Origin of the sequence: Terribacillus sp. AE2B 122 (assembly GCF_902497585.1) — a bacterium.
GTDB classification, from domain to species: Bacteria; Bacillota; Bacilli; order Bacillales; family Amphibacillaceae; genus Terribacillus; species Terribacillus saccharophilus_A.
In genome coordinates this window covers 198,442-224,188 of record NZ_LR700946.1, presented here as the reverse complement: position 1 = coordinate 224,188, position 25,747 = coordinate 198,442, and the positions used below count along the sequence as shown (strand labels likewise).

Sequence of the window (25,747 nt, the reverse complement as noted above, 5' to 3'; positions counted from 1 at the left end):
CCTTTAGCGCTTTTTATCTGCTCTCATATGCACATAAATTTCATTTTACCATTAATCAGCTAAGAAGTAGATAGGGAATAAGTATTCCTGTATGCAGTTTTTACCTATATCTTCGAACCCCTAAGGTAAGAGTTTCATATACTAGCGGTAACAGACTTTTGTGCTACAATAAAAAGGACTGGACTATACCAAAAGAAAGGCAGGCTCATCATGAAAGGAAAAAAGGTTATCAAGGGCACGGCTATCGGGCTGCTTGTTCTTTTTCTGTTTTGGTTCGTCCGGGAACATATTAAACTGTCACCTGAGGATATCCAAGGGTGGATTGTTTCATTTGGGATCGTATCTCCATTAATCTACATGGGAATCTATGCGGTTAAACCCGTCATATTTTTTCCTTCCTCTGTATTATCGATTGCTGGTGGTTTAGCGTTCGGCTTTGTTAAAGGGACTATCTTCATTTTAATTGGTTCTGCGGGTGCTGCTATCGTCGCATATTTTCTAGCTCACTTTTTCTCCGAGCGATTCGGGGATAAGGATTTAGGTGAAAGAGTGGAGAAAATCAAGCAGAAATTGCATGACGAAGGTTTCTTTTATGTATTAGTCATGCGGGTGCTGCCGGTTTTCAATTATGATCTGGTCAGTTATGTTGCCGGTCTGACACGTGTTAAGTTCAAGCAATATATGGCCGCCAGTGTATTAGGCGTGCTTCCGGGGACGATGACTTATGCACTTGTCGGGTCAAGTATCGTATCCTTAAACTATACGTATATCGCTATTATTCTATTGATTATATTGATTTGTGCTCTGATAGGCTTTTGGAAAAGAGACAAGATAAAAGAAATACTGACATAAGACAGCTGAGGCTGTCTTTTTTTATTTTCTTTAGAATGTAAGAGTTATGCTATGATGAGATAATTGAAAGAATATTCCAAATGGAGGTGATGTGTGCATGGAGGATAAAAAACAGTCTTTACGACGCAGCATACAATATGTAAAACGAGAAATTATCGGCCAAGATCAAGCAGTTGAACTTTTATTTGTAGCATTACTGGCAAATGGTCATGTGCTATTAGAGAGCGTGCCAGGGACGGGTAAAACAAAACTTGCCAAAACGGTAGCAGCTGTCTATGGCGGACAATTCCGCCGTGTTCAGTTCACACCCGATGTTTTGCCAAGTGACGTAACTGGAATTCAATTTTTCAATCCGAAGAAACAGGAATTCGAGATCAGGTACGGTCCTGCATTTACGAATCTGCTGCTTGCTGATGAAATCAACCGGGCTGCGCCGAAAACACAATCCAGTTTGCTGGAGGTAATGGAAGAGCAGCAGCTTACAATTGATGGTGAGACACTGCCCGTTCCTGTTCCATTTACGGTTATTGCTACGCAAAATCCTGTTGAACAAGGGCAAGGAACTTATCCACTGCCTGAAGCACAGCTGGATCGTTTTTTACTGCGTATCCAGCTTGATTATCCAGAGCTGGAGGATGAAAGGAACATTCTCAATACATATAAGCAAGTTGGAATTAGTAATGAAGCGATATTGAATCCAGAGACAGTGCTTCAGCTGCAGCAGGAAGTAAACAGTATCCATATTACAGATGATGTAAAGGATTATTTGTTATCCATCATTCACGCCAGTCGAAATCATCCTGAAGTTCGGCTTGGAGCAAGTACGCGGGCGGCACTTGCATGGCTGAAAGCGGGACAGGCGTATGCTCTTTTGGATGGTAGAGACTTCGTTTCACCTCAGGATATTAAACTATTAGCCAAGTTCATTCTGGGACATCGGATCATGCTGACCATGGAGGGAGCCATCCGGAAAACAAAGCAGGAAATCGTGGAAGAGATCTTAGCTAATACTACTGTTCCTGTCGAGTCAGGGAGTCAGTCCTGATGTTATGGAGAAGGGAAATGCCGGAAGATCGTTTTTCTGATCTGCTGTCTTTTTTGGCTATTATTGTATTCCTTCTCGGCTTATGGGTTGGTATCAGGGCTTTCTTTATCCTAGCAGGAGTAATTGCTGCGATCATTCTTGTCCAGCGGTATTACGATAAGTGCCTTGGTCGTCATCTGGATTTGCAAAGTGAACGGAAAACAATTCGGCTTTTTCCTGGGGAAAGAGCAGTCATTAACTTCCGGTTCGAAAATAAGGGAAACCTGTCTCTTCCTAATGCTAATCTTAAATTCCAAGTAAAAGATGCTCTTGCAGCTGACAGCCTGCGGGGAAAGCCGATAGTTGGATCAGATGCACAGCTATATGAGACATCGTTTCATATACCAAAAAAACAAGCGCTCGAAGTCAGTTTTCCATTTATTGCCGTGAAAAGAGGAATAGCAGCACCATCTAGTATCATGCTTTATTTACCGCTGTTCAGGATGCAGCCTCTTCAGCTGACATACCTAGGCAGATACCAGACGAGTGTAATCGTTTATCCCACCCAGGAGTTGGTTCACGGAGTGGAAAAATTTTTCAGTCAGCAAGCTGGTCATGTTCTAGCAGATCTTGCCCTGACAGAGGATCCGCTCCAAATTAAGTCAATCAGGGATTATCTACCGACAGATGATTTCCGTCGTATCCATTGGAAGGCCAGTGTAAGAAAAAATATGCTGCAGACAAAAGTTTTAGAGCGCACTTATGATATGACAATTACGCTTATCTTGAATATTAGTACAACAAGCAGACTGGGTAATGCGTATGTCTCTCCGGAGCTAGAGAGAATTCTATCTTGTGCTGCTTTTATCATCTACCAAGCAGCTGAGAACGGATATCCGATTGATATGCACATAAATCTGCGGGCAAAAGGGCAGACGCATATCTATACAGAAAGTGCAGGGCAGGCCGAAACAGATGTGAAAAATGCCCTCGATCTGCTGGCAAGCGTACATGCTGAGGATGGAATGACTGAAATCACCTCTGTGCTGCATCACTTGAAAATGAGAAGGAATCAAACCGTTTCTATTTTGATAGGCGAATTACCGACTTCCCTGCATGGGATGAACGGTCGATTGTACCACGTCGACCCAATAAAGGCTGTTCTGGAGGAAGTAACTTTGAACCGGGAATGGGTGAGAGCATGAGGTATGCAGCAGGGTTTACTTTTCTGTTAGAGGGATTTTTCCTTTATCTGCTCTGTGTGCCGTTTCTGATACGATTCGAGCAGTCGCTTTTCTTCGGTTATCACTTTTTGCTCGTATCCATGCTCCTTGTCTTTTGGGTAATGAATCGATATATTCGCAGTCAGCTGCTGATTGTACCGCTTCTTTCGACCGGCATTCTCATTGGCAGTGTGGTGCTCGGATGGCCGATTTGGTTCACTATCATTGTTGCAGGCATTCTTTATTGGAGACTCACCGTTCAGGAGACAGAGGCAGAACCTGTTTATGGATATGTTTACCTCATGCTTTATCTCTCCTTATTGATAACGATCTTGCTCTTCTTCTATCGAACAGAGCTGGTTGCAGCAGGTTTAACGACAATCATCATATTTTTTGCAGGCTATTGGATTTATCATACCCAAGGTCAAGAGCCTAAAGGGATGCTTGAGACACCTGTCGTTCTTTTTCTGTTAGCCGCTATTTCTACAGGAGGGCTGGCATGGCTTCTTTATCCTGTTGTTCAAGCAATTGCAGGAGCGATGTTCAGTTCAGTTTTCCGCTATGCAGGAAATGGACTGGAATGGGCGCTGACAAGATTTGGGGTTGGTGATCAGTTTATCGAGTCTTCCTCCACGACAGCCGAGGAGCAAGGAAGCAATATGGTTCAGATTCCAGATTTGCCGCCGTTATTTAGGACGGAAATAGTGGAAGAAACGGTCAGTGTGGGTAGTACTTGGGTTTGGATTGCTGTTGGCGGAGTTCTGTTGATCCTGCTCGTAATTTGGCTTTACAAAAGGCAAAGGCTCGGTGGAATCAGCATTGATGATGGTGCAATGCAAGCAGAACAGCAGATGATTTTTACACCACTTGCTGACAAATCGGAAGAAAATCAGTCGGTTCGGATTATGCCGCCGGTGCAGCTAGTTCGCAAGCATGTGTTCCAGCTGGAACGCTACGCCAATAGGTATAAGAAAGGGAGGAGAAGCTCGGAGACTTGGCAAGAATGGCTCACCCGCATCGGTATCCCCGACACTAGTCTCTCAATTTATGAGAAAGTAAGGTATGGAGAAGCAGAAATTTCTAAGAAAGAATTGCAAGCTTTTGAGCAGGATGTCCGAGAGGCTAAGAAACAAATAAAAGACCAATAGGATGGGACAGTCCCAATCCTATTGGTCTTTTATTCATACAAATGCTGTAGTTTGAATTCCGCTTTCTTTTTCATAGGCAAGTTGGAGAGTGCGCGTATCGCTGCCCGGCTTCCCATTACCGATAAGACTCCCCTCAATTTCGATGACGGGCATGATTTCACTGGTCGTACTGGTGATGAATACCTCATCTGCTTGGAGTAACTGGTCAGTTGTAAAGGCTGTTTCCTCCACCTGCAATCCTGCTTTTGGTGCAAGTGCCAATACTCTGCTGCGGACACAGCCATGCAGGATGTTTTCTGCAGCCGGATGTGTGAAAAGAATCTTATCCTTAATGATGAATACATTGGAGGATGATCCTTCTGTAACAGTGCCATTTTTGTGGAGAATAGCTTCAAAAGCTCCTTTTTCCTTGGCAGTTTGCTTGGCTAGTATATTTGGCAGCAAATTCAGACTTTTGATGTAGCATAAATCCCATCTGATATCATCTGCCAAAACAGCACGTACGCCTTGCTGAAGCGGAGACACAGGCCTTTCACTAGGTTCCATATAAGCATAGAAATTACTCGGCACATCTGGAAAACTGTGCTCTCGTGGTGCAGAACCGCGAGTGATTTGCAGATAAAGCTTTGCATCTGTTTGTACATCATTCTTCTCTGACAGTTGATGGAGAGAAGCAATCAATGCATCTTTAGCAAATGGAACCTCCAGCCGAATCGCTTCAGCGGAACGATAAAGCCGATCGATATGTTCCTCCAGCAAATCAAATGTCCCTTGATATATACGGATGACCTCGTAAACACCGTCCCCGAATTGCAAACCTCTTTCTTCAAAGGGATATAAAAGTGATTCTTTGGTGATTATCCCATCTTGCGTTAGTAAGTAATCGTACAAGCTCATATCCTTACCTCCCTCTTGTTAAAATCCAGTATAGCAGAGGTGAAAGCAGAGGCGAGAAAAAAATTTGTCGAATTATGTTTAGAATGTTGCGTGCATGTAAAAACCTTGTTATACTACTTAACATACTATTTATAAACCGGGGTAATCATTTCGCTTGTCATGCACTTGTTTACTACCCCTGAGCCAACGCAGTGTCTCGTTTTAAACGTAACGAGGCATTGCGTTTTTACTATGTATATTATGGAAATAATGATAAAGAAAGGAGGCCGTATAATGGATACAGAACAGCTGAAGCAGGAGCTGATTGCCTACAGCAAGGAGATCGGTGTAGATAAAATCAGGTTCACAACGGCGGATGTCTTTCAGGAGCTGAAGGAAAGATTAAAACAGCAGCAAGAAAACAATTATCAGTCAGGTTTTGAGAAAGGTACAATCGAGGAACGGACTGAACCGAAGAAGCTTATGCCTTCTGCTCAATCCATTATCGCAATAGCGCTCGCGTATCCTTCCAGATTGCCTAATGCACCAAAAAGTACGAAGGAAGAACCGCGCGGATTGTTCTGTCGGGCCTCCTGGGGAATGGATTATCATGAAGTGCTGCGCGATCGAATGAAAAAACTGACTGCTTTTCTTTCAGAAAGGGTAGAAGGATTTACCTATCGTTCAATGGTTGATACAGGTGAGTTATCTGATCGAGCTGTAGCTGAGCGAGCGGGGATCGGTTTCAGTGCTAAAAACAGTTTTGTCATTACGCCCGAATTCGGATCGTATGTGTATCTTGGTGAAGTGATTACCAACATTCCATTCTTACCGGATGAAGCTGTAGAGGATAGTTGCGGAACATGCACAAAATGCATTGACTCCTGTCCCACAGGGGCCCTTGTCCAAGGCGGCCAGCTGAATGCTCAGCGTTGTATTGCCTATCTTACGCAGACGAAAGATTTCCTGCCAGACGAATTTCGTTCAAAAATCGGAAACCGTATCTATGGCTGTGATACATGCCAGCTGGTTTGTCCAAAGAACAAAGGCATGGATTTCCACCTTCATGAAGAAATGGAGCCAGATCCAGAGGTCGTGAAACCGCTGCTGAAACCGTTACTCAAGATGTCGAATAAAGAATTCAAAGCAAAATTCGGCCTGATCTCCGGTTCTTGGCGAGGAAAGAAACCGATTCAGCGCAATGCAATACTAGCCATTGCACATTATAAGACTACATCAGCCGTACCGGATTTGATTGAGCTGATGGAGCAAGATCCAAGACCTGTTATTCGTGGGACAGCCGCTTGGGCCATTGGTAAGATTGGGTTACCGGAAGGTTTCGATGCAGTAAGGAAAGCGATGGACAAAGAGCAGGACGATCAAGTACTTGAAGAAATGCGTAAAGGACTACAGTTCGAAGAGGAATATGCAGAATCACACTGAAAAGGGGCATAAATTAAATGCTCCTTTTTTTATTTCTTATAGTTTAGCTGTTTAAAAGACTGGGTATAAGTAATGAGATGGAATACAAGGATATTTTTTTGTGATTTAAGTGGTATGAAATACCTAAAACTTTTGTCCTTTTTCTATTAAATAAGTGTACAAGAAACGAAGGGATCATAATGGAATTATTACATAACCTAGTCGAGTCGGCAGAAGATCTGCAAAAAATAATCGGTACCGATACGATGATTGGAATTACAGATAGAGAAAAGTTCTTGAGTTATCTGCCTACTACAAAGGTCGATTTTGGGATTCATGTGGGAAGCCCTATACCAGTCGGAGATAAAAACTTAGAAGCCGCATTAGCGGGACGATATGGTTCGGTTTTATTGCCGCGGGAAGTATATGGTATTCCTCTGCATGCGAAGTCCTTTCCAATTCGAAACGACAATAAAGAGGTAGTTGGAGCTTTCGCAATTGCGGTCCCTCTGGATGCGCAAGAAAAAATGGAAGGGTACATTGGGAACCTGCGTCAAATAATTGACGGCCTCCAGGATAAATTGCACACTGTTTCAGCCCATTCAGAAGAACTTGCGGCCTCCAGCGAGGAAATCGCAGCCCAGTCACAGGAATCCATGCTTCTGACAGAAACAACAGTTGGATCAATAAGTGAGATTTGCCAAATTCAGCAGCAGACCAACATCCTAGGTTTGAATGCATCAATTGAAGCAGCTCGAGCTGGAAAAGCTGGTGCAGGATTTGCTGTTGTTGCAAGTGAGGTCAGGAAACTGTCTTCCCAAACGACGGATGTTACGAAAAGTATGAGCGTCTCTCTAGAGAATATTAAAAATAATATTACTGCTCTATCCGGAAGTGTGGAGCAAATTAGGAATGCATCCGGTGAGCAAGCAGATCTAGTAAATAACTTCAGCCGGCTTATCGATCAATTGCATCTTTTAGGCGAAGATATGGAATCATTCTTTAAATCAGTAACATCTTCATAAAATAGGGCCGCTGCAGCGGCCCTATTTTAATGCTTTGCCCAACCCTTTTGCGTTATAAAATCCCTCATATAAACACGTTTCGGGATGCGAAGATTATCTGTAGCCTGCTCGGTCCAGGTTGTCTTCCGACTGTTTTCAATCCGATCCACATAATATGACTGGATGGTACGGTCATATTCCTCCAACTGAGCATTCAGCAAACCTTTATCCACGTTATATCTGTTTTCATGATAAACACTTCCGAACGGCAGCCGCGGTTTCTTTTCATTCACTTTTTCGGGATAGCCAACAGCAATCCCGAACAGCGGTAATACTTGAGCAGGTACGCCAAGGCTTGCAGAAACACCGGCCAGATTATTTCGAAGACCGCCTATGTAACAAATGCCCAGCCCCATCGATTCTGCTGCAATGGCAAGATTTTGAGCAGCGAGCGAAGCATCAATTGTACCGATCAGCAAAGCTTCTGTTCCTTGAATTGTTTCAGAAATGTCTGCCCGCAGATTGCTTGCCATTTCCTTATGGCGGTAGAAATCAGCACAAAAAACAAAGAAGTGGCCATTGTTCACGACATATTCCTGGCTGCCTGCATAAGTGCTAAGCTCTTTTTTCACCAAAGGATCGCTAACACCGATGATGGAGTACGCCTGGAGGAAGCTCGACGTGGATGCTGCTTGAGCAGCGGAAACGAGTTCCTTGATCTGTTCCTCTGTAAGGCGCTCGGAAGTAAATGATCTTACTGATTTGTGGCTAAGGATAGTTTGCAAAACATCAGACATCGTATTCTCCCCCTTTTTTATAAGGATACACAAAATTGTCAAATTTGTAACTAAAAATGTTTGCGCTTTCATTAATAGAATGAGACAAGCTGATGAAGCATATACTGTCATGATTCTACATACATACAAGTGAGGTGGGAGCATGGAGACATTCATGACTGTTTTATCTGTATTCGTCGTAGGAGGCTTGCTCCTCCTACGAGGATATGCCATGTCATATCGAAGAAAGAACAGGAGGGATAGAGATGGGGAAGAGTGAACAGCTGGCAGATTATTGGATGCAGAGAGTTGATGGGAAGAAGGATGAGAATTGGCTCGTCAACCGGATTGTTTTTCATGAAAAAGACGGGGCGAAGGTTGCACAGATTCGAGGAGAAGGAATAATTCTGAGCGAGGAACACGAAGGGGAGGAAGACATCATTACCTATCGCTTGTGCGCAACTTTTCTCGTGCATAAGCAGCATGCAACGTATCATGAAGAAGAAGTGCATACGCATAGAGCTCGTATGCGAGATGGACAAATCATTCATGATGAGCGAGTTGAGGACGCTGTCCAGCCTCATGTACAAGGGCTTGTCGTCTTTGAGAGCAACGATCAGGATTTTGACCGGCAATTCACCTATGATAGACGGGCAGCTGTTCAGTATGCCGAACGATGGTGGAATGATTATAATCCTGCTTACAAGAAATTTGAAGTCGATTGCACAAATTATGTCTCCCAGTGCTTACGGGCAGGCGGGGCGCCAATGCGAGGGGAACCAGACAGGAATTCAGGGTGGTGGTTCAATGGTGAAAACTGGAGCTATAGTTTCACAGTAGCTAATGCCTTGCGGTGGTATTTGAGCGGATCGACACAAGGCTTACGCGGTAAGGAAGTAGCGGATGCGAGGCTGCTGAGGCCTGGCGATGTGATTTGCTATGATTTTGAGGGTGATGGGAACTATAATCACAATACGATAGTGGTAGCCCGGAACGCACAGGGTGAGCCGTTGGTCAATGCCCATACTGCCAACAGCAGAATGCGTCATTGGGCTTACGTTGACTCTCCGGCTTATACAGAGAACGTTGTGTATAAATTTTTCCAGATTGGGCTATGATCTCTGCTGTGCTATACTGGTAAGGTTGAAAGTTGAAAAGCAGAGGTGAAAGTATATGCCAAGACATATCGTACTATTCCAACCCGAAATCCCAGCTAATACAGGTAATATTGCACGTACCTGCCTTGCGACTGATACGGCTTTGCATCTAATTCGTCCGCTTGGTTTCTCGACGGATGACAAAATGCTGAGAAGATCAGGATTGGACTATTGGCATGACGTGGATATTCATTACTACGATAGTATAGAAGAGTTATATGAAAAATTTCCGGAAGGTGTCTTTTATTATATAGAGAACTTCGGTACCAAGCATTATTCAGATTATGATTTCAGCAATACAGATCAAGATCTGCTATTCGTTTTTGGTCGAGAGTCGACTGGCATTCCGAAAGATTTGCTTGTAGGGAAAGAGGAGCAATGTCTTCGTATTCATATGACAGATAAAGTCCGATCTTTAAATCTATCGAATACGGCAGCAATTATTATTTATGAAGCTCTTCGTCAGCAGCGCTTCGATGGGTTATCCTAAACTGCACCTAGTGTGCAGTTTATTTTTTTATAGTTGTTTAGACATGCATAAAATGGGACAAAAATAGTACTTTCACCAGTTTTATTTGGTAGCATTATACTAATGTAACTTATATCCGGTGGATTTGCTGGTGTGGCAAGGTATAATGGAGTGCATGAATAATATGAGAGATTACACGCTATTGCTTCGGGCATTTGGAGATAAGCTTCGTTATCTGAGAAAAAAACAGATGCTGACACAGGAAGAATTGGCTGGCATGGCGGGTTTTAATCGATCGTACTACTCCGATATTGAAAACGGGAAGCGGAATATTTCTTTTGTTGGCATCAGTAAATTGGCGATAGCGCTAGATGTGGAAATGTGTGAGCTGCTGCCGGCAAAAGAGGACTATCATCAGCTGCTTGATTCGGAAGCAAAACACAACCAGGAAACAATTACATACATATACGGCAGCACTGTTGAAAGGCAGTTACGCAAAACTTGAGGGGCTAAGGGATGAGATTCTATGCCAGCCAGGTGCGAACGAAGAGGGATTCTCAGGCTGCCAGACATGGCAGCTTTTTTTGAAAAAGGAGAATGAAATTGATTTTAAAACGTAAACGCATCCAAGACATACTACTAGGTGATTATTTGGGCAGTGATATTGTCCTGGCAGACAAGACAAAATTAAATAAAGGGACAGTCGTCACTGCAGCTTTACTGGAACAGCTGAAGCATAACAGAGTGCCTTCGGTCGTCGTTGAAACCGAGGAAGAGGAAACTACTGATCTATTTAGCAAGACAGATCGCCTCCAGCAGATGATTCAGCAGCTGCTGGAGAAAGAAACTGATCATCAAGCAACATATAAGCGGAGTATGGAAAAGCATTTTTACACAAATTTGTCTTATATCGCTTTTGAGTACCGCTATGGAAAACTACTTTATGAGGAAGAAAGCATTCGTTTCTTGAAGGATTTGTACATCAAAAGCCTGAAGACAATGGGGAGGAGCAGTCTTTGGCATATGCTTGAGCAAAGAGATCCCTATGCTTTTATTCATTCTTTAGATGTTTTTGTAATCGGTACAATGCTCGCTTACCATATGAATGTCGTCCAGTTGGATCTTTGTGCAACAGGGTATCTATTCCACGATATCGGAAAGCTTGAAATTCCTCGCGAAATCCTCGATAAAACATCTACACTGACAAAAGAGGAATATGAAATTGTACAAACGCATACGGTCAAAGGAGAGACACTCCTGCACCAGACAGGTGAGCCTTTACTAGGTCGTTATGCGCGAAGTCATCACGAACGGCTGAATCGTAAAGGCTATCCAGATGGCGCTTATTTACCAGAACTAGGGATGGATCTGCAGATTTTAGCTGTGGTCGATACGTTTTCAGCTTTGACACTTTCCCGTACTTATCGGGAAGTATTGCCAGCAACAGAAGCTATTCAGCTGATGCTGGAGATGTCGGAAGCATATCCGAAGAAGATCGTGAAGAAGCTGGCGCAGCTGATGCATATTTTCCCTAATGATAAAAAAACACTTCAGCTTGATGATGTCATGCTGGATAAATATACGAACGAATCATACATGGAAATTGGATGGAAGCAGAAGCCGTAAGCAGACGTGAAATGGATTTGCTGGCATTATAGCCAAACCCTGGGCATACATTAAGGTAATCGCCTTTTGTTTAACAATGCCTGGGAGGTTAATGAATGATGAATATATTGGATAAGGTACAGCAGTATCGCCAGGAACAAGAGAAGCTCCACTGGGAAGGAACGCTCGCTGATTATCTGCGTTTGTTGAAAGACCGGCCTTATCTTGCTCAGTCTGCACATTCCCGTGTATATAACATGATCAAGCATAAAGGCATTGAAGAAGAAGATGGAGTAAAAAACTATAGCTTCTTCAAGGACTCGTTATTCGGTTTGGAAGAACCGCTTGAAAAGCTAGTGGAAGAATACTTCCATCCGGCTGCTCGGAGACTGGATGTACGCAAACGAATTCTTCTGCTCATGGGACCAGTAAGTGGAGGGAAATCCACGCTTGTCAGTTTGCTCAAACGAGGGCTGGAGGAATATACACTGACAGATGAAGGGGCAGTTTATGCCATAAAAGGCTGCCCAATGCATGAGGATCCGCTTCATCTGATTCCGGCACATCTTCGCAAGGATTTCGAAGATGAGTATGGAATCCGGATTGAGGGGAATCTCTCTCCATTAAACGTAATGCGCTTGGAAGAAGAGTATGATGGAAGAATCGAGGATGTTGTTGTTGAACGGATTTTCTTTTCCGAAGATAAACGATCAGGAATTGGTACGTTCAGCCCTTCTGATCCTAAATCGCAGGATATTGCAGATCTGACGGGTTCCATCGATTTCTCCACCATCGCGGAATATGGATCAGAATCGGATCCGAGGGCTTATCGCTTTGATGGGGAGCTTAATAAAGCCAATCGTGGACTGATGGAATTTCAGGAAATGCTGAAATGTGATGAGAAGTTTCTTTGGCATCTGCTTTCCTTGACGCAGGAAGGTAATTTCAAAGCCGGCCGCTTTGCCTTAATCAGTGCGGATGAATTGATCGTGGCACATACGAACGAATCAGAGTATCGTTCATTCATTTCGAATAAGAAGAATGAAGCATTGCATTCCCGGATGATCGTCATGCCGGTTCCTTATAATCTTAAGGTTGATGAAGAAGAAAAAATCTATCAAAAAATGATATCGGAAAGCGATATCAAAGATGTCCATATCGCTCCGCATACACTGAAGATTGCAGCGATGTTCACCATTCTTACGAGATTGAAAGAATCGAACCAAGGCGGCATCAGTTTGCTGAAGAAGATGCATCTCTATAATGGGAGGCAGCTGGAAGGCTTCAGTGACGCAGATATCCAAGAACTTAAAAAAGAACACAGCGATGAAGGAATGAGCGGAATTGATCCGCGCTATGTAATCAACCGAATTTCCAGTACGATCATTAAAAAAGAAATGCGTTCCATTAATGCATTGGACGTACTCCGTTCTTTAAAGGATGGCCTTAGCAGTCATGCATCCATTTCGAAGGAAGACCGGGAGCGCTATTTGAACTACATCGCTGTAGCAAGGAAAGAATATGATGAAATCGCGAAGAAGGAAGTGCAGAAAGCATTCGTCTATGCTTATGAAGAATCTGCTAAAACGTTGATGGATAATTATCTAGATAATGTCGAAGCTTATTGCAATAAGACAAAGCTGCATGATCCATTAACAGGGGATGAAATGCCTTCTGATGAAAAGCTTATGCGTTCCATTGAGGAGCAAATTGGGATTTCGGAGAATGCGAAGAAGGCTTTCCGTGAAGAGATCCTTATCCGAATCTCGGCGTATGCACGTAAAGGGAAGAAGTTCGATTATCAATCTCATGAACGGCTGCGGGAAGCAATCCAGAAAAAGCTATTTTCTGATCTGAAGGATGTAGTGAAAATCACAACGTCCATCAAAACTCCAGATGAGCAGCAGTTAAAGAAAATGAATGAAGTAGTCGCAACATTGATTGATGAATATGATTATAACTCCACATCGGCAAACGACCTGCTCCGCTATGTAGGAAGTTTGTTGAACAGATAAAAATAAGCCGCCGGGATCCCGGCGGCTTATTTATGTGTTTAGGCAGATAATAGTAAAAATCCTGCAAATATCGGAAGCAGTACCATCGCTGTCTTCAAGTAAACAGGGCGAACGCGTTTTGTGAATTTCGCTCCAATATAAGAACCAATCATCGTTCCTGCAACTACTTCGAGAAGTAATTTGATATCAAGGAAGCCGAGCTGTGCATAGCCGACTCCGCCAGCCAAGGCGATTGGAATGATAATCATCATTGTCGTACCTGCAGATTGCTGCGCAGACAGTCCGAGCAAGATAAGCAGTCCGATTTGGATGAATGGAGCGGAACCGATCCCGAACAATCCGGATAGTGCCCCGGTTAAGATGCCGAGCAGTGCAGCTGAAATAAAATAGATAACTTTGTTTTGGTAGATGAATGCACTAATTGTAGTCCCTTTGTCTGAAGGCTTGCCCATCAGCAGAAGACGAATGCAAAGAACTACCCCAGATAGGACAAGCATACCAGCCGTAAGATAATTTAAGATATCTTCTGGGATGAATCCGGAAAAATGGGAACTGATGAAAGCGCCAACCGCTCCAAAGATTCCAATGATTAAACCGGCCCGTAATGTCACGTTTCCTTCGCGGTAGTGGCTGACTGCACCCGAAAACGAGGAGAATAGCATGGATGCCAGAGCAGTGCCTAATGCCACGTGAATGGGGAAACCGAACAGCACTGTCAGAATGCTGATGATGAAACCAGATCCTCCAGCCCCGACAAAGCCGACGATAAGACCGGCGGCAATCATAATAAGGATAATTTCAATAGCCATAATAATTCCCTCATTTCTTGTTGTACTTTTAGTTAACCATAATGAAATGGTATTGTATAATGCATAAATAACATATAAAAGATGCAGAAAAGGTATGGGTGAGCTTATGGAGTGGCAACAGTTAGTTTATTTTAAGGAAGTAGCGGAGCGAGAGCATTATCTTCAGGCAGCAAAGGCTCTGGCTATCTCTCAGCCTGCCTTGAGCCGTTCGATTCAGAAGCTGGAAGAGCAGCTGGGAGTGCCGCTTTTTGAGAAAAGGGGACGAGGAATTGTTCGGAGCAGTTACGGGGATGCTTTCTATACACATGCCGTCAAAATATTAGAGGAAATGGAGAAGGCAGAAAAACACATACGGAAGATGAAGGATCCACAGTATGGGGAAATAACACTTGGATTTATGAGGTCGCAAGGACTGCAGCATATACCCCGACTGTTAAAACAGTACAAGGAGATTTATCCTTCCGTCGAGTTCTCCCTGAACCAAGGCTCGACAGAAGAGCTAATCAATCAGTTAAGAGAAGGTAAGCTTGATTTATGTATCTGTAATATGGATCAGGGGGTGGAAGGCCTAACTTGGCGAAAGCTGTGGACAGATCAGCTTTATGTATATGTATCAGATACACATCCGCTTGCAAATGAAGAGCAGCTGGCATTACATCAGATAGAAGAAGAGCCCTTCCTGCTTATTCGCCCAGGCTATAGTGCCCGGGTAATGTTTGAACAGATAGTCGAAAAATATGGACTGGAACCGAAAGTAGCGTTCGAAAGTGAGGATATGATGACAATTCTGGGATTTGTCGCGGCGGGACAGGGCATTGCTCTGCTTCCATCCTTGGAAACACTTCAAATGTCCCATGTCAGGAGTATTCCTCTTATCGAACCGACAGAAAGGCAAATTGGTGTAGCTTGGCGGGAAGGCAGTGTACGCTCTCCAGCCAGTGATCATTTTATTGAACAGCTTGTCACTTACTCAACAAAATTTGGAGAATAAAGCGGCTTTATGTTGCTTTATTTTTTTCTGGTTAATACTTTAGGATATTTTGTCGAAGTATTATGACAACAATTTACAATCTCTTTATTGGTTCTTAATACATAAATTCTAGAATTAATGCGGGAGGACAATCCCGATAAAAGATAGGGGGAGCTATATGAAGCGTTCATATCGAATGGCTGCTGGTCTCAGCGCATGTTTGCTGCTCATGCAGACAGTTGTACCTGCATCCATTCCAGTCGTAAATGCAGAGGAAAAGCTTCGGGAAGACAAGGTTTCTATTACAGAAGTCTATGGCAGCGAGAAACAAGGTGCTGATGGTTTATCTTTTATTGAAATACATAATGGAACAGAGGAAGCGAAATCCTGGAAGGACATCGGAATCACATACAAAACTGACCAGAAAGAAAAGCTTGTAATCCAAGAGCAAGAGGAGCAAATCCCAGCAGGCGGATATGCAGTGCTTGCTTTGAACAATGAGACCACAGTAGAAACTTTTAATAGTCATTTCGGAACTGAATTGACAGATGCAGCATTCACCAACGTAACAGAACCTTACATATTCCAAGATGATGAACAACAGCTTTCCATCACTGATACAACGACTGAGCAGACCTCCGTTTCTGTTTTCCACTTCCAAGACGTGGAACAGGCAGAAAGTATCCACTTTGCAAATGATCAAAAAACACCAACCATTCTGGCAGCGCCGTCACCAGGGTCCGAAAAGATAGAGCAAACTGAACAAGAGAAATCAGCGGAAGACTCGCAGCAGGAGACCCCAGGGGACGATGTGAAGGAAGCACCTGCTGTAGACGAACAAGAGTCGGATTCAGCGTCTGAGTCAGAGACAGAAAATCAGGACCAAGAAGAACAAGCTGATGTTGCAGACGAGGAGCAGCCAGTTGAAGAGAATAAAGAGCAGTCCGAAAAAGGTGAACAGGAAAAAACAGCAGAAACAGATGAGCCAGCCCAAGAGGAACAACTTGAGCAGCCTGCACTCGTTCACGAGGCCATCATCAATGCTGATAGCAGCGAGGACCTTACCATTCGTGCAGCTATTGAAAACGGGAATGCAGATTCGGCAATCCTCACATATGTTACTGCTCCTGGTATGAGCGAACAAAAGGTGGACATGACAGACAAAGGTGATGGCAATTGGGAAGCTGTCGTTCCAAAAGAAGTGCTATGGAGCCCGTCTTTCCAATACAGCATTGATGTGGTTAGCGGAGATACGCAGCTGCGTTTTCCTGACAATGGGCTTCAAAGCATACAGGTAGCAATTACCGAGCCTGATCCGCAGACACAGCCGCCGGTCCTTATCACGGAAATAGTTCCAGATAGTGATAATATCAGCGGTGCTGACGCGTATGAGTTCATCGAAGTTTATAACAACTCTGATCAATCGATGGATTTAAAGGATTACAAACTTTCCTATCAATATCCTGATGGAAGACAGACAGATTGGGATATCGATCGATCTGTTACGTTGGAGCCTAAGGGGAAGGCTGTAATTTGGATCAAGAATGGTGCGAACCAATCGCTTGAGCTAGCTGATTTTAATAGCCATTATCAGACTGACTTGACAGAAGATCAAGTAATTGAAATCCGCAATGACGGTATGGCAAATGGATCAGCCCGTACGATTGCATTCCAGACTGACAGCGGTGCTCAGCTTGCTGCAGCAAGCTACAATGACTCAGAAGGAATCGATGATACGTATCCAAATCAAGGAATTACGTACAAAGCTTCTGGTACCGCACAGATGACGAAGGTAGGACTGCAGCTGAAAGCTTCTCCTGGCGCTTTGATTGATGGACAAGTTCCAGCAGAAACCGTTAAGGTCGAAAAAGACGAAACTGCTCCGGAAATTAGTCTTGAGCCAGTGAAAACAGTCACCATTCCTGCTCCTCTTCAAATTGAAGCTGCAATAAAAGATGAGAATTTCATTCAGCATGTGACGCTTTATATTAAGAAAGAGGGCACAGATGAATTCGAGCAATACAGCATGCAGCACACAGGAGAATTGTATAAAGCTGAGATTCCTACTGCTGAGCTGGAAGCTGGGACGCTTGAATATTATATTGAAACTTCCGATGGGTTCAACAGTTCCAAAACAGAGACTTTTAAAGTGGAAGTTAAACAGCCGGATACCGATTTTTCTGCGCTTCCATCTCTACTAGTGACAGAATTGGTCCCTGACTCTTCTAATGTGAATGGGGCAGACGGATATGAATTCATCGAGATTTACAACAATACGTCAGCTCCGGTCGACATGCAGGATTATGATTTGACGTACATGTATCCAGATACGAGGGTGACCAATTGGAAGCCGGACGAAAGTCCAATCATCCAGCCGGGAGAGGCTGCTGTATTCTGGATTATCAATGGCTCCAATAATGATTTGACTGCTGAGGATTTCAATAAAAATTACAGTACGAATCTAACCCTTGGTGAAAACTTGTTCAAAATACAGTCAGGTGGGATGGCCAACGGCGACCAGCGAGGAGTCGGGGTTGCCACGAAAGCTGGCAGTGCAATTACAATGGCGACTTATAATGAGGTATCGGGCGTCAAAGATACGGTTGCTAATATGGGAATCAACTTTAAATATCCGCTTGATGGCTCGACGAGTATGTTGAAGCTGAATGCTGGTACAATCGTTGGTACTCCTGGAAGTGTCACGACTGATCAAGTTCCAGGCGAACCTGTTCAAGTGGAAGATGATAGCGTGGCACCGGAAGTGAAGGATCTGACGGATAAAGATATCGTTAATCAAACGGAAGATCTGCAGATTTCTGTTGAAGCTTCTGATGATAAAGGTGTCAAACGCGTATCCGTATTCTATCGTACAGATGGCACCAGTAACTTTAAACGAGTTGATCTAACTAAAAATGAACAGACAGGCTACTACCATCATACGGTTTATACTCCAGAGCTGATTGCAAAGGACTATGTGGAATATTACGTAGCTGCTACAGATGGCTTCAATGAAACGAAAACAGAAACAAAACGAGTAAGTATTGAGCGCGATCAGAAAGAGTCCAGTCCTCGGTTGAATGTGAAAGATGGACAGCTGATTTCTGGAACATATAAGCTAAAAGCGACTTCTGATACGACAGATCAAGAAACTTCATTACTGATTGACGGAAAAGAAGTCAAGCAGACAGACAAAGCATTGGAAACAGAAGCTTATTTCGCGTTTGATGTGAATGGAATCAATACGTATTTCCAAAATGCAGTTGTACAGGATGGGGAAGTGCTGCGTATATTCGATGACTGGATCGATACGTACACGACTATTACTGTTCCAGTTGACCCGGATACGTTGAAGGAAGGACAGAATACAATCAGTATCCATGCCGGAAACAAAGCTTCTCCGTTCCAGTTGGAATCACCGGAAAACCGAGATGACTTTGATGCGAAGAATGTTCGGCTTGTTTTAGGAGATGGTACTGTCTTGTATGATCCGGCGTTTGCTGATCCAAATCAAGTAATTGATATTGGAGATAACGGTAATTATCGTCCAGTTCAAGACTTTACTTTCACTATCCAGCCGGAGAAATTCCGGGCAAATGCATATGACTGGGATACGACGGAAACAGCAGATGGTACACACACGATTGAAGCTAAGGATGAAGAAGCATCAGACAAAGTCTCCGTAACAGTCGACAATACTGTTCCTGTCCTTGAAACATCAATGGAAGATGGAAAATCATACAAAGGTCCATTCACGATTGAGGCAAGTGCAGAAGATGCTTTAAGCGGTCTTGATAGCCTTACGGCAGAACTGGATGGAGAAGAAATTCAGCTTCCTTATGAGACTTCTTCTGCAGCCTTATCTGCCGGTGATCATCGGCTTGTGTTGCGAGCGGCGGATAAAGCCGGAAATGAAGAAGTTCGTACAATTAACTTCTCCACCCCTGAAGAGCAGCCTGTTGCTCCAGAATTGATCAAGCCGGAAGATGAAGCGGGTAATGTCGGGAAGAATCCAGAGCTTGAAGTGAAAGTAACAGATCCTACCGGAGATGATATGGACGTTACTTTCTATCAAGGACATAAATATAAAGTCAGCCAAGATAGTGAAATTAAAGCTTACAAGAATGCAGCTGATTATGAGCCGCCATCCGACTATGCACCAGAAGGGGAAGAAGCATTCAGCAACGAAGATATTGATAAGGTTGCGGATGTAGATGACAAGTATTTGATTAACGACAGCGAAACGCAGTTCCCTTACCATCGATTTGAGGTTCCTGTTTCCAAGGATGTTGACGATAAAAATATCGTCGAAGTCAATTGGAGCGGTAATTCACTGCCAGGACGAAAGGTTTCCATGTATGCGTGGAATCATCAAGAAGAAGATTGGCAGCTAATCGATTACAAGGTAGCAGGAGATGAAGACTTTGATTTGCAAGGGTCTGTAAATGTTGATGAGTTTGTAAAAGACTACAAGATCAATGTTCTCATTCAGGATGAAATTGCAATCGAGGATGAAGATTATGATTATTCCTTCGTCTGGATGTCTGATACACAGTATTATTCTGAGAGTTACCCGCATATCTACGATAAACAAGTGAATTGGATAGCGGAAAACAAGGATAAACTCAACATTGATTATGTATTCCATACTGGTGATTTGGTGAACTTCTCAGACCAGGAATACCAATGGGAAGTCGCAGATAAAGCGATGCAGGTGCTAGATGATGCAGACGTGCCTTACGGTGTATTGGCCGGTAACCATGATGTGGAGCAAAAGAGTAATGACTATACAGATTATTACCGTTATTTCGGAGAGGATCGTTTCAAAGATAAACCTTGGTATGGCGGTTCTTATAAGAATAACAGAGGACATTATGATTTGATTTCCTCTAACGGCAATGACTATATTATGGTCTATCTTGGCTGGGGCATCGATGATGAAGGTATTGCATGGGCAGATGAGGTTCTAAAAGCACATCCAGATCGGAAGGCGATTCTGAACTTCCATGAGTATCTGCTGTCATCCGGAAACCGTCATCCAGTGGGTGAAAAGCTATATCAGGAGCTTGTACTGGATAATGAAAATGTGTTCGCTGTCCTATGCGGTCACTATCATGCTGCAGATATGCTTGTCGATGAAATCGACGACGATGGCGATGGCGTAACCGATCGTAAAGTCTATCAAATGCTTGCCGATTACCAGGCAGGTCCTGAGGGCGGACAAGGCTATATGCGTATCTTGCTCTTTGATGCCGAGACAAATCAAATAAAAGTAAAAACGTATTCTCCATATATGGATGATTACAACTATTATGATGAAGAAGAATTCCCGGGAACAGATGAGTTCTCTATTGGGCTTGAATTGGATGCTCAAAAGAAACGTGTTGCCACTAACTATGTGGAAGTGAATGTTTTCGGTACAAAGGAAATCGGTAAGGAAGAAGATGTTAAAAGTGGAGAAAATGCTTCTGTGACATGGGAGGGATTGACCTCTGACCATGAATATGCCTGGTATGCTGTCGCAGAGGATGACCATGGCGGCAAGACGAAATCCGATCTATGGACATTCACTACGGGCGGGGGAGCTCCCGCCCCTGGAGACAATGGCAACGAACCGCCTGTTGAAGATCCGTCAGAAAATGATGGGGCCGGCGACGGGCAAGAAGACCCGATAATCGATGGAGGAGAGAATCCACCGGCTGATCCAGGAGAGAAACCTGATGGTAACAATCAAGATGGAAATACGAATATTCCAGTGAATCAAACACAACCATCTGGTGACAATACAGCGAAGACTGTATCGCATGTACCTGGGGATTCTAAAAAATCGACACCATTCGGCGGAATCCTCCCTGATACAGCAAGTCAGCTATTCAATTACCTGTTGGCTGGCGCTGCACTGCTGGTGTTAGGTGGGGCATTGTATTGGTTTAATAAAAGAAGAACAGCGGACAAATAAAGATGGAGGATAATTGGAAAATAACTTTCCGATTATCCTTTTTTCAACTTAAAAAAGCAATGATTTTTTCTTGCTGAAACAAAAATGTAAAAACGCTTTCAAAATGTTGATATTTATGAAGTGGTATTATATAAACCCTTATATATCAATAAAGAAAGCGTTTTAAAAAAATTCTTGTTTTAGTTGTAAGTTTTGTCTCGTTACGGTATATTGGGAGTGTGAAAACGTATTAAGCCACTTAAAATAATTTCCAATTTCTAAGCCTTTACTATTTTAAAAAAAGTTACTTCTATTGGGGGGAACAGTCGTGGGACAAAAGGAATCTAGCGAAAGATTCTGGGAGAACTTCCATGGACCGAATATGGGTTATGTGGAAGAGCAATACGACAAATACAGGCAAAATCCGGAATCAGTGGAAGCATCATTAAAGGAACTATTCGATACGCATGGAGAGCCAAGGGTGATGCAGCGTCAAGGGGAAGACGCTCCATCAACAGGAATGTCCGAAGCATCCATTAAGAAAATCACGGCAGCGATTCAGCTTGTAGAAGCAATTCGCCGCTATGGACATTTAGAAGCAGATATTTATCCAGTAGGCAAAGAGCATGCGGAAACTACAGTGCTGACCAAAATGGAAGATTATCAGCTGACTGAATCTGACTTGCGGGATATACCGGCAAGCTTTGTATGGGGAGACGCTCCGAAGAATGTACATACGGCCCTGGATGCCGTGCAGCTATTGAAGGAAAGGTATGCAGGCACTACTTCCTTCGAGTATGATCATGTCGGCAATCATGAAGAGCGAAAATGGCTACAAGACCAAATTGAGACTGCATCCTATATTCCTGGGTGGAGTGAATCTGATAAAAAGGAAATTTTGAAACGGCTTACAGATGTAGAAGGCTTTGAATCATTCTTAGCTCGTACTTTCGTCGGTCAGAAGCGTTTCTCCATCGAAGGTCTTGAAGCGATGGTTCCGATGCTGGATTCTATCATTAAAGAAGCGTGTCTCGCTGATACAGATGAAGTGATGCTTGGTATGGCACATAGAGGAAGGCTATCCGTACTGGCACATGTATTAGGCAAGCCTTTCGATCTTATCTTCTCTGAATTCAATCATACGGGTGAGAAAGAATTGCTTCCTTCAGAAGGATCAGGTGGGCTGCATGGTGGTTGGACTGGTGATGTGAAGTACCATTTCGGAGCTGTAGCAGAACATCACGAAGGGCAAGAAAAGCATACAACCATCACATTGGCTAACAACCCGTCCCACTTGGAATTTGTGAATCCGATTGTAGAAGGATTTACAAGAGCGGCGCAGGATAATACCTCACTTGCAGGGTATCCGGATCAAGACCCATCAAAAGCGCTTAGTATCCTCATCCATGGAGATGCTGCTTTTATCGGAGAAGGAGTTGTAGCTGAAACGCTTAACCTAGGTGATTTACCGGGTTATTCGACTGCTGGCTCAGTGCATATTATTGCAAACAACCAGGTCGGCTTTACAACGAATCGCCGGGATGGACGTTCTACTCGATACGCAAGTGATTTAGCAAAAGGTTTCGAAATTCCAATTGTTCATGTAAACGCTGACGACCCACTTGCATGTGTGGCAGCAGCATTGCTTGCTTTCCGTTACCGCCAGCGTTTCCATAAGAGTATCCTGATTGATCTTGTCGGCTACCGCCGATATGGACATAACGAGATGGATGAACCGCGTTCGACACAGCCGATCCTGTATCAAGATATCGATGCACATGATACGGTAGCGAAAATCTTCTCTGCGAAACTGGAAGAAGAAAAAGTTATCACAGGACAAGAAGGCTACGATTCTCTTAGTGCGCAAGTCGGTGAACATCTGAAGGATATCTTCCAAAATATGAAGGAAGAAGATGCGAAGGAGAAGCTGCCGAAGCCAGAACCGGAAGCTTTGAAATGTGATCTGCCCAATATCAAAACTAGTGTCCCAGCAGATACACTGTTCTCCCTTAATAGACAGCTTCAAAAGAGGCCAGAAGGATTCCAAGTCTTTAAAAAGTTAATCAAGATTATTTCGAAGCGGCACCAGGCTTTTGAAGAAGAAGGCAAAGCAGACTGGGCTGTCGGTGAGATTTTGGCTTATGCTAGCATCTTGCAGGACGGCACGCCAATACGTCTGACGGGTCAGGATTCAGAACGAGGCACATTTGCCCATCGACATGCCGTGCTGCATGATGTCGAAACAGACGCGACGTATTCACCGCTGCATGGGTTAGATGAAGCAAAATCATTTGCTCTTCATAATAGTCCGCTATCAGAAGCGGGTGTTATCGGCTTTGAGTATGGCTATAGCGTACACAATCCAAATGCTTTCGTACTTTGGGAAGCGCAATTCGGTGACTTTGCTAATACAGGACAGGTTCTTTTCGATCAGTTTATTGCAGCTGGTCGTGCAAAATGGGGCGAAAAGTCCAATATGGCTATGTTGCTGCCGCATGGATACGAAGGGCAAGGTCCGGAGCATTCAAGCGGCCGGGTGGAAAGATTCCTTCAGCTTGCAGCAGAGAATAATTTGATTATCGCAAATGTAACAAGTTCCGCCCAGCTGTTTCACCTGCTTCGCAGACAAGCAAAACTTGGGGGAAGGGAAGAGGCAAGGCCTCTTGTACTCATGACGCCGAAAAGCTTGATGCGGAGTGCTCGTCTGGCAAGTAAGCTGGAAGAATTCACAGAAGGAAGTTTTTCGTCCTTGCGTGTTCAGCCTAACAACGAGGCGACATCTGAAACAGCTAAAACACTCGTATTAGGAAGCGGAAAAGTGATGGTGGACCTGGAAGAAGCAATGGAAAAAGAAGCGGGTGCATTTGAAGAACTCCATATCGTCCGTCTGGAGCAGCTTTATCCATTCCCTGCCCAAAAAATCAAACAAATCCTAGAAGATTACCCTTCTATCAGTGAAGTAAGATGGGTGCAGGAAGAACCACGTAATATGGGAGCCTGGACATTCGTCCGTGACAGAATTGAAGCAATCCTTTCAGAAGATCAGACGCTTGAGTATATCGGCCGTCCGGATCGCGCATCACCTGCAGTAGGAAAGCCTGCTGTCCATAAAACAGAACAAAAGCAGATCATCAATCAAGCCTTAAAGCTGTCCAAGGGAGGAGTTAGCGTATGAAGGAACTAAAAGTACCAGAGCTGGCAGAATCAATTACAGAGGGAACAATCTCCGAGTGGTTAGTCAATCCAGGTGACCATGTTGAGAAGGGGGATCCTGTTCTTGAATTGGAAACAGATAAGGTAAATGTGGAAGTCAATGCTGAATATAGCGGTGTGGTGAAGGAACTGCTAAAGGAAGCTGGAGATGATGTAGAAGTAGGCGATATCATTGCGACAGTTGACGAGAATGGAGAAGCTGGCGGTGAAGCGGACACTTCTGCAGCAGAAGAGACGAAAGCAGAAGCGGCAGCTGTAGCAGAAGCACCGGCTGAAGAGAAGAAGGAAGAGACCAAAGTAGAAGCAGCAGAACCTGCTGCGGCTAATAAAAATACGCTAGCAACTCCGGCAGCTCGTAAACGTGCTCGTGAGTTAGGTATCAGCCTGGATGAGATCTCAGCACGTGACCCATTTGGAAGAGTTCGGCCAGAAGATGTCGAGGAAGCAGCGAAACCGAAAGCAAAGCCTGCCAAGCAGGCCAAAGATGATAAATCGAAGCAATCTGCAAAGACAGAGTTTGAAAAACCAGTCGAGCGTGTAAAAATGACTCGCCGCCGTCAAACGATTGCGAACAGGCTCGTGGAAGCACAGCACACGTCCGCAATGCTCACCACTTTCAATGAAGTCGATATGACAGCAGTCATGCAGCTACGCAGTGAACGGAAAGATAAATTCCTTGAAAAACATGATGTGAAGCTTGGATTTATGTCCTTCTTCACGAAAGCAGTTGTAGGTGCATTGAAGGAGTTCCCTTACATCAATGCAGAGATTCAGGATAATGAAATTGTTCTGAAGAAATTCTATGATGTTGGAATCGCTGTATCTACCGACGATGGACTAGTTGTTCCAGTCGTCCGGGACGCTGATCGACTTGACTTTGCAGGCATTGAAAGTGAGATTTCCCGATTAGGCAAAAAGGCTCGTAACAAAGAGCTTAGCTTGGATGAATTGAACGGTGGTTCATTCACGATTACAAATGGCGGTATCTTCGGTTCACTCGTTTCCACACCGATTCTGAACACACCGCAAGTTGGTATCCTGGGAATGCATACAATCCAGAAACGTCCGATTGCCATGCCGGATGATACAATTCAAATTCGTCCGATGATGTACCTTGCATTGTCTTACGATCACCGTATTGTAGATGGAAAAGATGCGGTCCAGTTCCTTGTACGTATCAAGCAATTGCTTGAAGATCCGTACGATTTACTATTAGAAGGTTAAATCTATACGAAGAACCGCCCTCTGT

The 25,747-nt window shown here is 43.9% G+C and carries 17 protein-coding genes, 1 pseudogene and 1 riboswitch; of the genes and pseudogenes, 15 read left to right on the top strand and 3 right to left on the bottom strand.

Annotated elements, in window-relative coordinates; all coding sequences use genetic code 11:
• Window positions 1-210: 210 nt before the first annotated feature.
• The 4 genes from AE2B122_RS13515 to AE2B122_RS13500 all read left to right on the top strand — a co-directional run bounded on the left by AE2B122_RS13515 (window position 211) and on the right by AE2B122_RS13500 (window position 4,247).
• Window positions 211-852, top strand: a complete 642-nt coding sequence (locus AE2B122_RS13515) for a TVP38/TMEM64 family protein (RefSeq protein WP_095219586.1) — start codon at window positions 211-213, stop codon at window positions 850-852.
• Window positions 853-949: 97 nt separating this feature from the next.
• Entirely contained in the window at window positions 950-1,897 is a 948-nt protein-coding gene (locus tag AE2B122_RS13510) for a MoxR family ATPase (RefSeq protein ID WP_095219585.1), read from the top strand.
• Complete coding sequence (locus AE2B122_RS13505) at window positions 1,897-3,081, top strand: DUF58 domain-containing protein (RefSeq protein WP_175074402.1); 1,185 nt, start codon at window positions 1,897-1,899, stop codon at window positions 3,079-3,081. The genes AE2B122_RS13510 and AE2B122_RS13505 overlap by 1 nt, the downstream gene beginning before the upstream one ends.
• Complete coding sequence (locus AE2B122_RS13500) at window positions 3,078-4,247, top strand: hypothetical protein (RefSeq protein WP_175074401.1); 1,170 nt, start codon at window positions 3,078-3,080, stop codon at window positions 4,245-4,247. Before AE2B122_RS13505 ends, AE2B122_RS13500 begins: the two co-directional genes overlap by 4 nt.
• A 33-nt stretch (window positions 4,248-4,280) precedes the next feature.
• Here the strand turns inward: AE2B122_RS13500 and dat are convergent, their stop codons facing one another.
• Window positions 4,281-5,144 (bottom strand): D-amino-acid transaminase, encoded by an 864-nt coding sequence (gene dat / locus AE2B122_RS13495; RefSeq protein WP_095272270.1) that lies wholly within the window; start codon window positions 5,142-5,144, stop codon window positions 4,281-4,283.
• A 273-nt stretch (window positions 5,145-5,417) separates the two neighbouring features.
• Between dat and queG the strand changes: the two genes are divergently transcribed.
• Both queG and AE2B122_RS19425 read left to right on the top strand, forming a co-directional pair.
• On the top strand, window positions 5,418-6,566 hold the full coding sequence (gene queG / locus AE2B122_RS13490) for a tRNA epoxyqueuosine(34) reductase QueG (RefSeq protein ID WP_175074400.1): 1,149 nt from the start codon (window positions 5,418-5,420) through the stop codon (window positions 6,564-6,566).
• A 179-nt stretch (window positions 6,567-6,745) separates the two neighbouring features.
• On the top strand, window positions 6,746-7,570 hold the full coding sequence (locus tag AE2B122_RS19425) for a methyl-accepting chemotaxis protein (RefSeq protein ID WP_175074399.1): 825 nt from the start codon (window positions 6,746-6,748) through the stop codon (window positions 7,568-7,570).
• A gap of 26 nt (window positions 7,571-7,596) precedes the next feature.
• Here AE2B122_RS19425 and nfsA read toward each other — a convergent pair whose 3' ends face one another.
• A complete protein-coding gene (nfsA, locus tag AE2B122_RS13480) occupies window positions 7,597-8,346 on the bottom strand; it encodes an oxygen-insensitive NADPH nitroreductase (RefSeq protein WP_095272266.1) in 750 nt (249 codons plus the stop codon).
• A 245-nt stretch (window positions 8,347-8,591) separates the two neighbouring features.
• Between nfsA and AE2B122_RS13475 the strand changes: the two genes are divergently transcribed.
• The 5 genes and pseudogenes from AE2B122_RS13475 to AE2B122_RS13455 all read left to right on the top strand — a co-directional run bounded on the left by AE2B122_RS13475 (window position 8,592) and on the right by AE2B122_RS13455 (window position 13,571).
• Entirely contained in the window at window positions 8,592-9,443 is an 852-nt protein-coding gene (locus tag AE2B122_RS13475; protein WP_254593505.1) for an amidase domain-containing protein, read from the top strand.
• Window positions 9,444-9,498: 55 nt separating this feature from the next.
• Window positions 9,499-9,972: a tRNA (uridine(34)/cytosine(34)/5-carboxymethylaminomethyluridine(34)-2'-O)-methyltransferase TrmL gene (trmL, locus tag AE2B122_RS13470; RefSeq protein WP_095219578.1), complete on the top strand. Its 474-nt coding sequence runs from the start codon at window positions 9,499-9,501 to the stop codon at window positions 9,970-9,972.
• Window positions 9,973-10,117: 145 nt separating this feature from the next.
• A pseudogene (locus AE2B122_RS19375) lies at window positions 10,118-10,333 on the top strand (helix-turn-helix domain-containing protein); the annotation flags it as partial.
• A 77-nt stretch (window positions 10,334-10,410) separates the two neighbouring features.
• Window positions 10,411-10,496: riboswitch (cyclic di-GMP riboswitch) on the top strand.
• Between the two features lie 58 nt (window positions 10,497-10,554).
• Entirely contained in the window at window positions 10,555-11,577 is a 1,023-nt protein-coding gene (locus tag AE2B122_RS13460) for an HD-GYP domain-containing protein (protein WP_175074398.1), read from the top strand.
• A 98-nt stretch (window positions 11,578-11,675) separates the two neighbouring features.
• Complete coding sequence (locus tag AE2B122_RS13455) at window positions 11,676-13,571, top strand: PrkA family serine protein kinase (RefSeq protein WP_095219623.1); 1,896 nt, start codon at window positions 11,676-11,678, stop codon at window positions 13,569-13,571.
• Window positions 13,572-13,609: 38 nt separating this feature from the next.
• Here AE2B122_RS13455 and AE2B122_RS13450 read toward each other — a convergent pair whose 3' ends face one another.
• Window positions 13,610-14,380, bottom strand: coding sequence for a sulfite exporter TauE/SafE family protein (locus AE2B122_RS13450; protein ID WP_342747550.1), 771 nt, complete (start codon window positions 14,378-14,380; stop codon window positions 13,610-13,612).
• Window positions 14,381-14,486: 106 nt separating this feature from the next.
• Here AE2B122_RS13450 and AE2B122_RS13445 point away from each other — a divergent pair, with 106 nt between their 5' ends.
• The 4 genes from AE2B122_RS13445 to odhB all read left to right on the top strand — a co-directional run bounded on the left by AE2B122_RS13445 (window position 14,487) and on the right by odhB (window position 25,722).
• Window positions 14,487-15,371 carry a LysR family transcriptional regulator gene (locus tag AE2B122_RS13445; protein WP_175074397.1) on the top strand — a complete coding sequence of 295 codons (885 nt, stop codon included), beginning with the start codon at window positions 14,487-14,489 and terminating at the stop codon, window positions 15,369-15,371.
• A gap of 157 nt (window positions 15,372-15,528) precedes the next feature.
• Window positions 15,529-21,306 carry a lamin tail domain-containing protein gene (locus AE2B122_RS13440; RefSeq protein ID WP_175074396.1) on the top strand — a complete coding sequence of 1,926 codons (5,778 nt, stop codon included), beginning with the start codon at window positions 15,529-15,531 and terminating at the stop codon, window positions 21,304-21,306.
• Between the two features lie 307 nt (window positions 21,307-21,613).
• Entirely contained in the window at window positions 21,614-24,460 is a 2,847-nt protein-coding gene (locus AE2B122_RS13435) for a 2-oxoglutarate dehydrogenase E1 component (protein WP_175074395.1), read from the top strand.
• Window positions 24,457-25,722, top strand: coding sequence for a 2-oxoglutarate dehydrogenase complex dihydrolipoyllysine-residue succinyltransferase (odhB, locus tag AE2B122_RS13430; RefSeq protein ID WP_095219572.1), 1,266 nt, complete (start codon window positions 24,457-24,459; stop codon window positions 25,720-25,722). The genes AE2B122_RS13435 and odhB overlap by 4 nt, the downstream gene beginning before the upstream one ends.
• The last annotated feature ends 25 nt before the right edge of the window (window positions 25,723-25,747 follow it).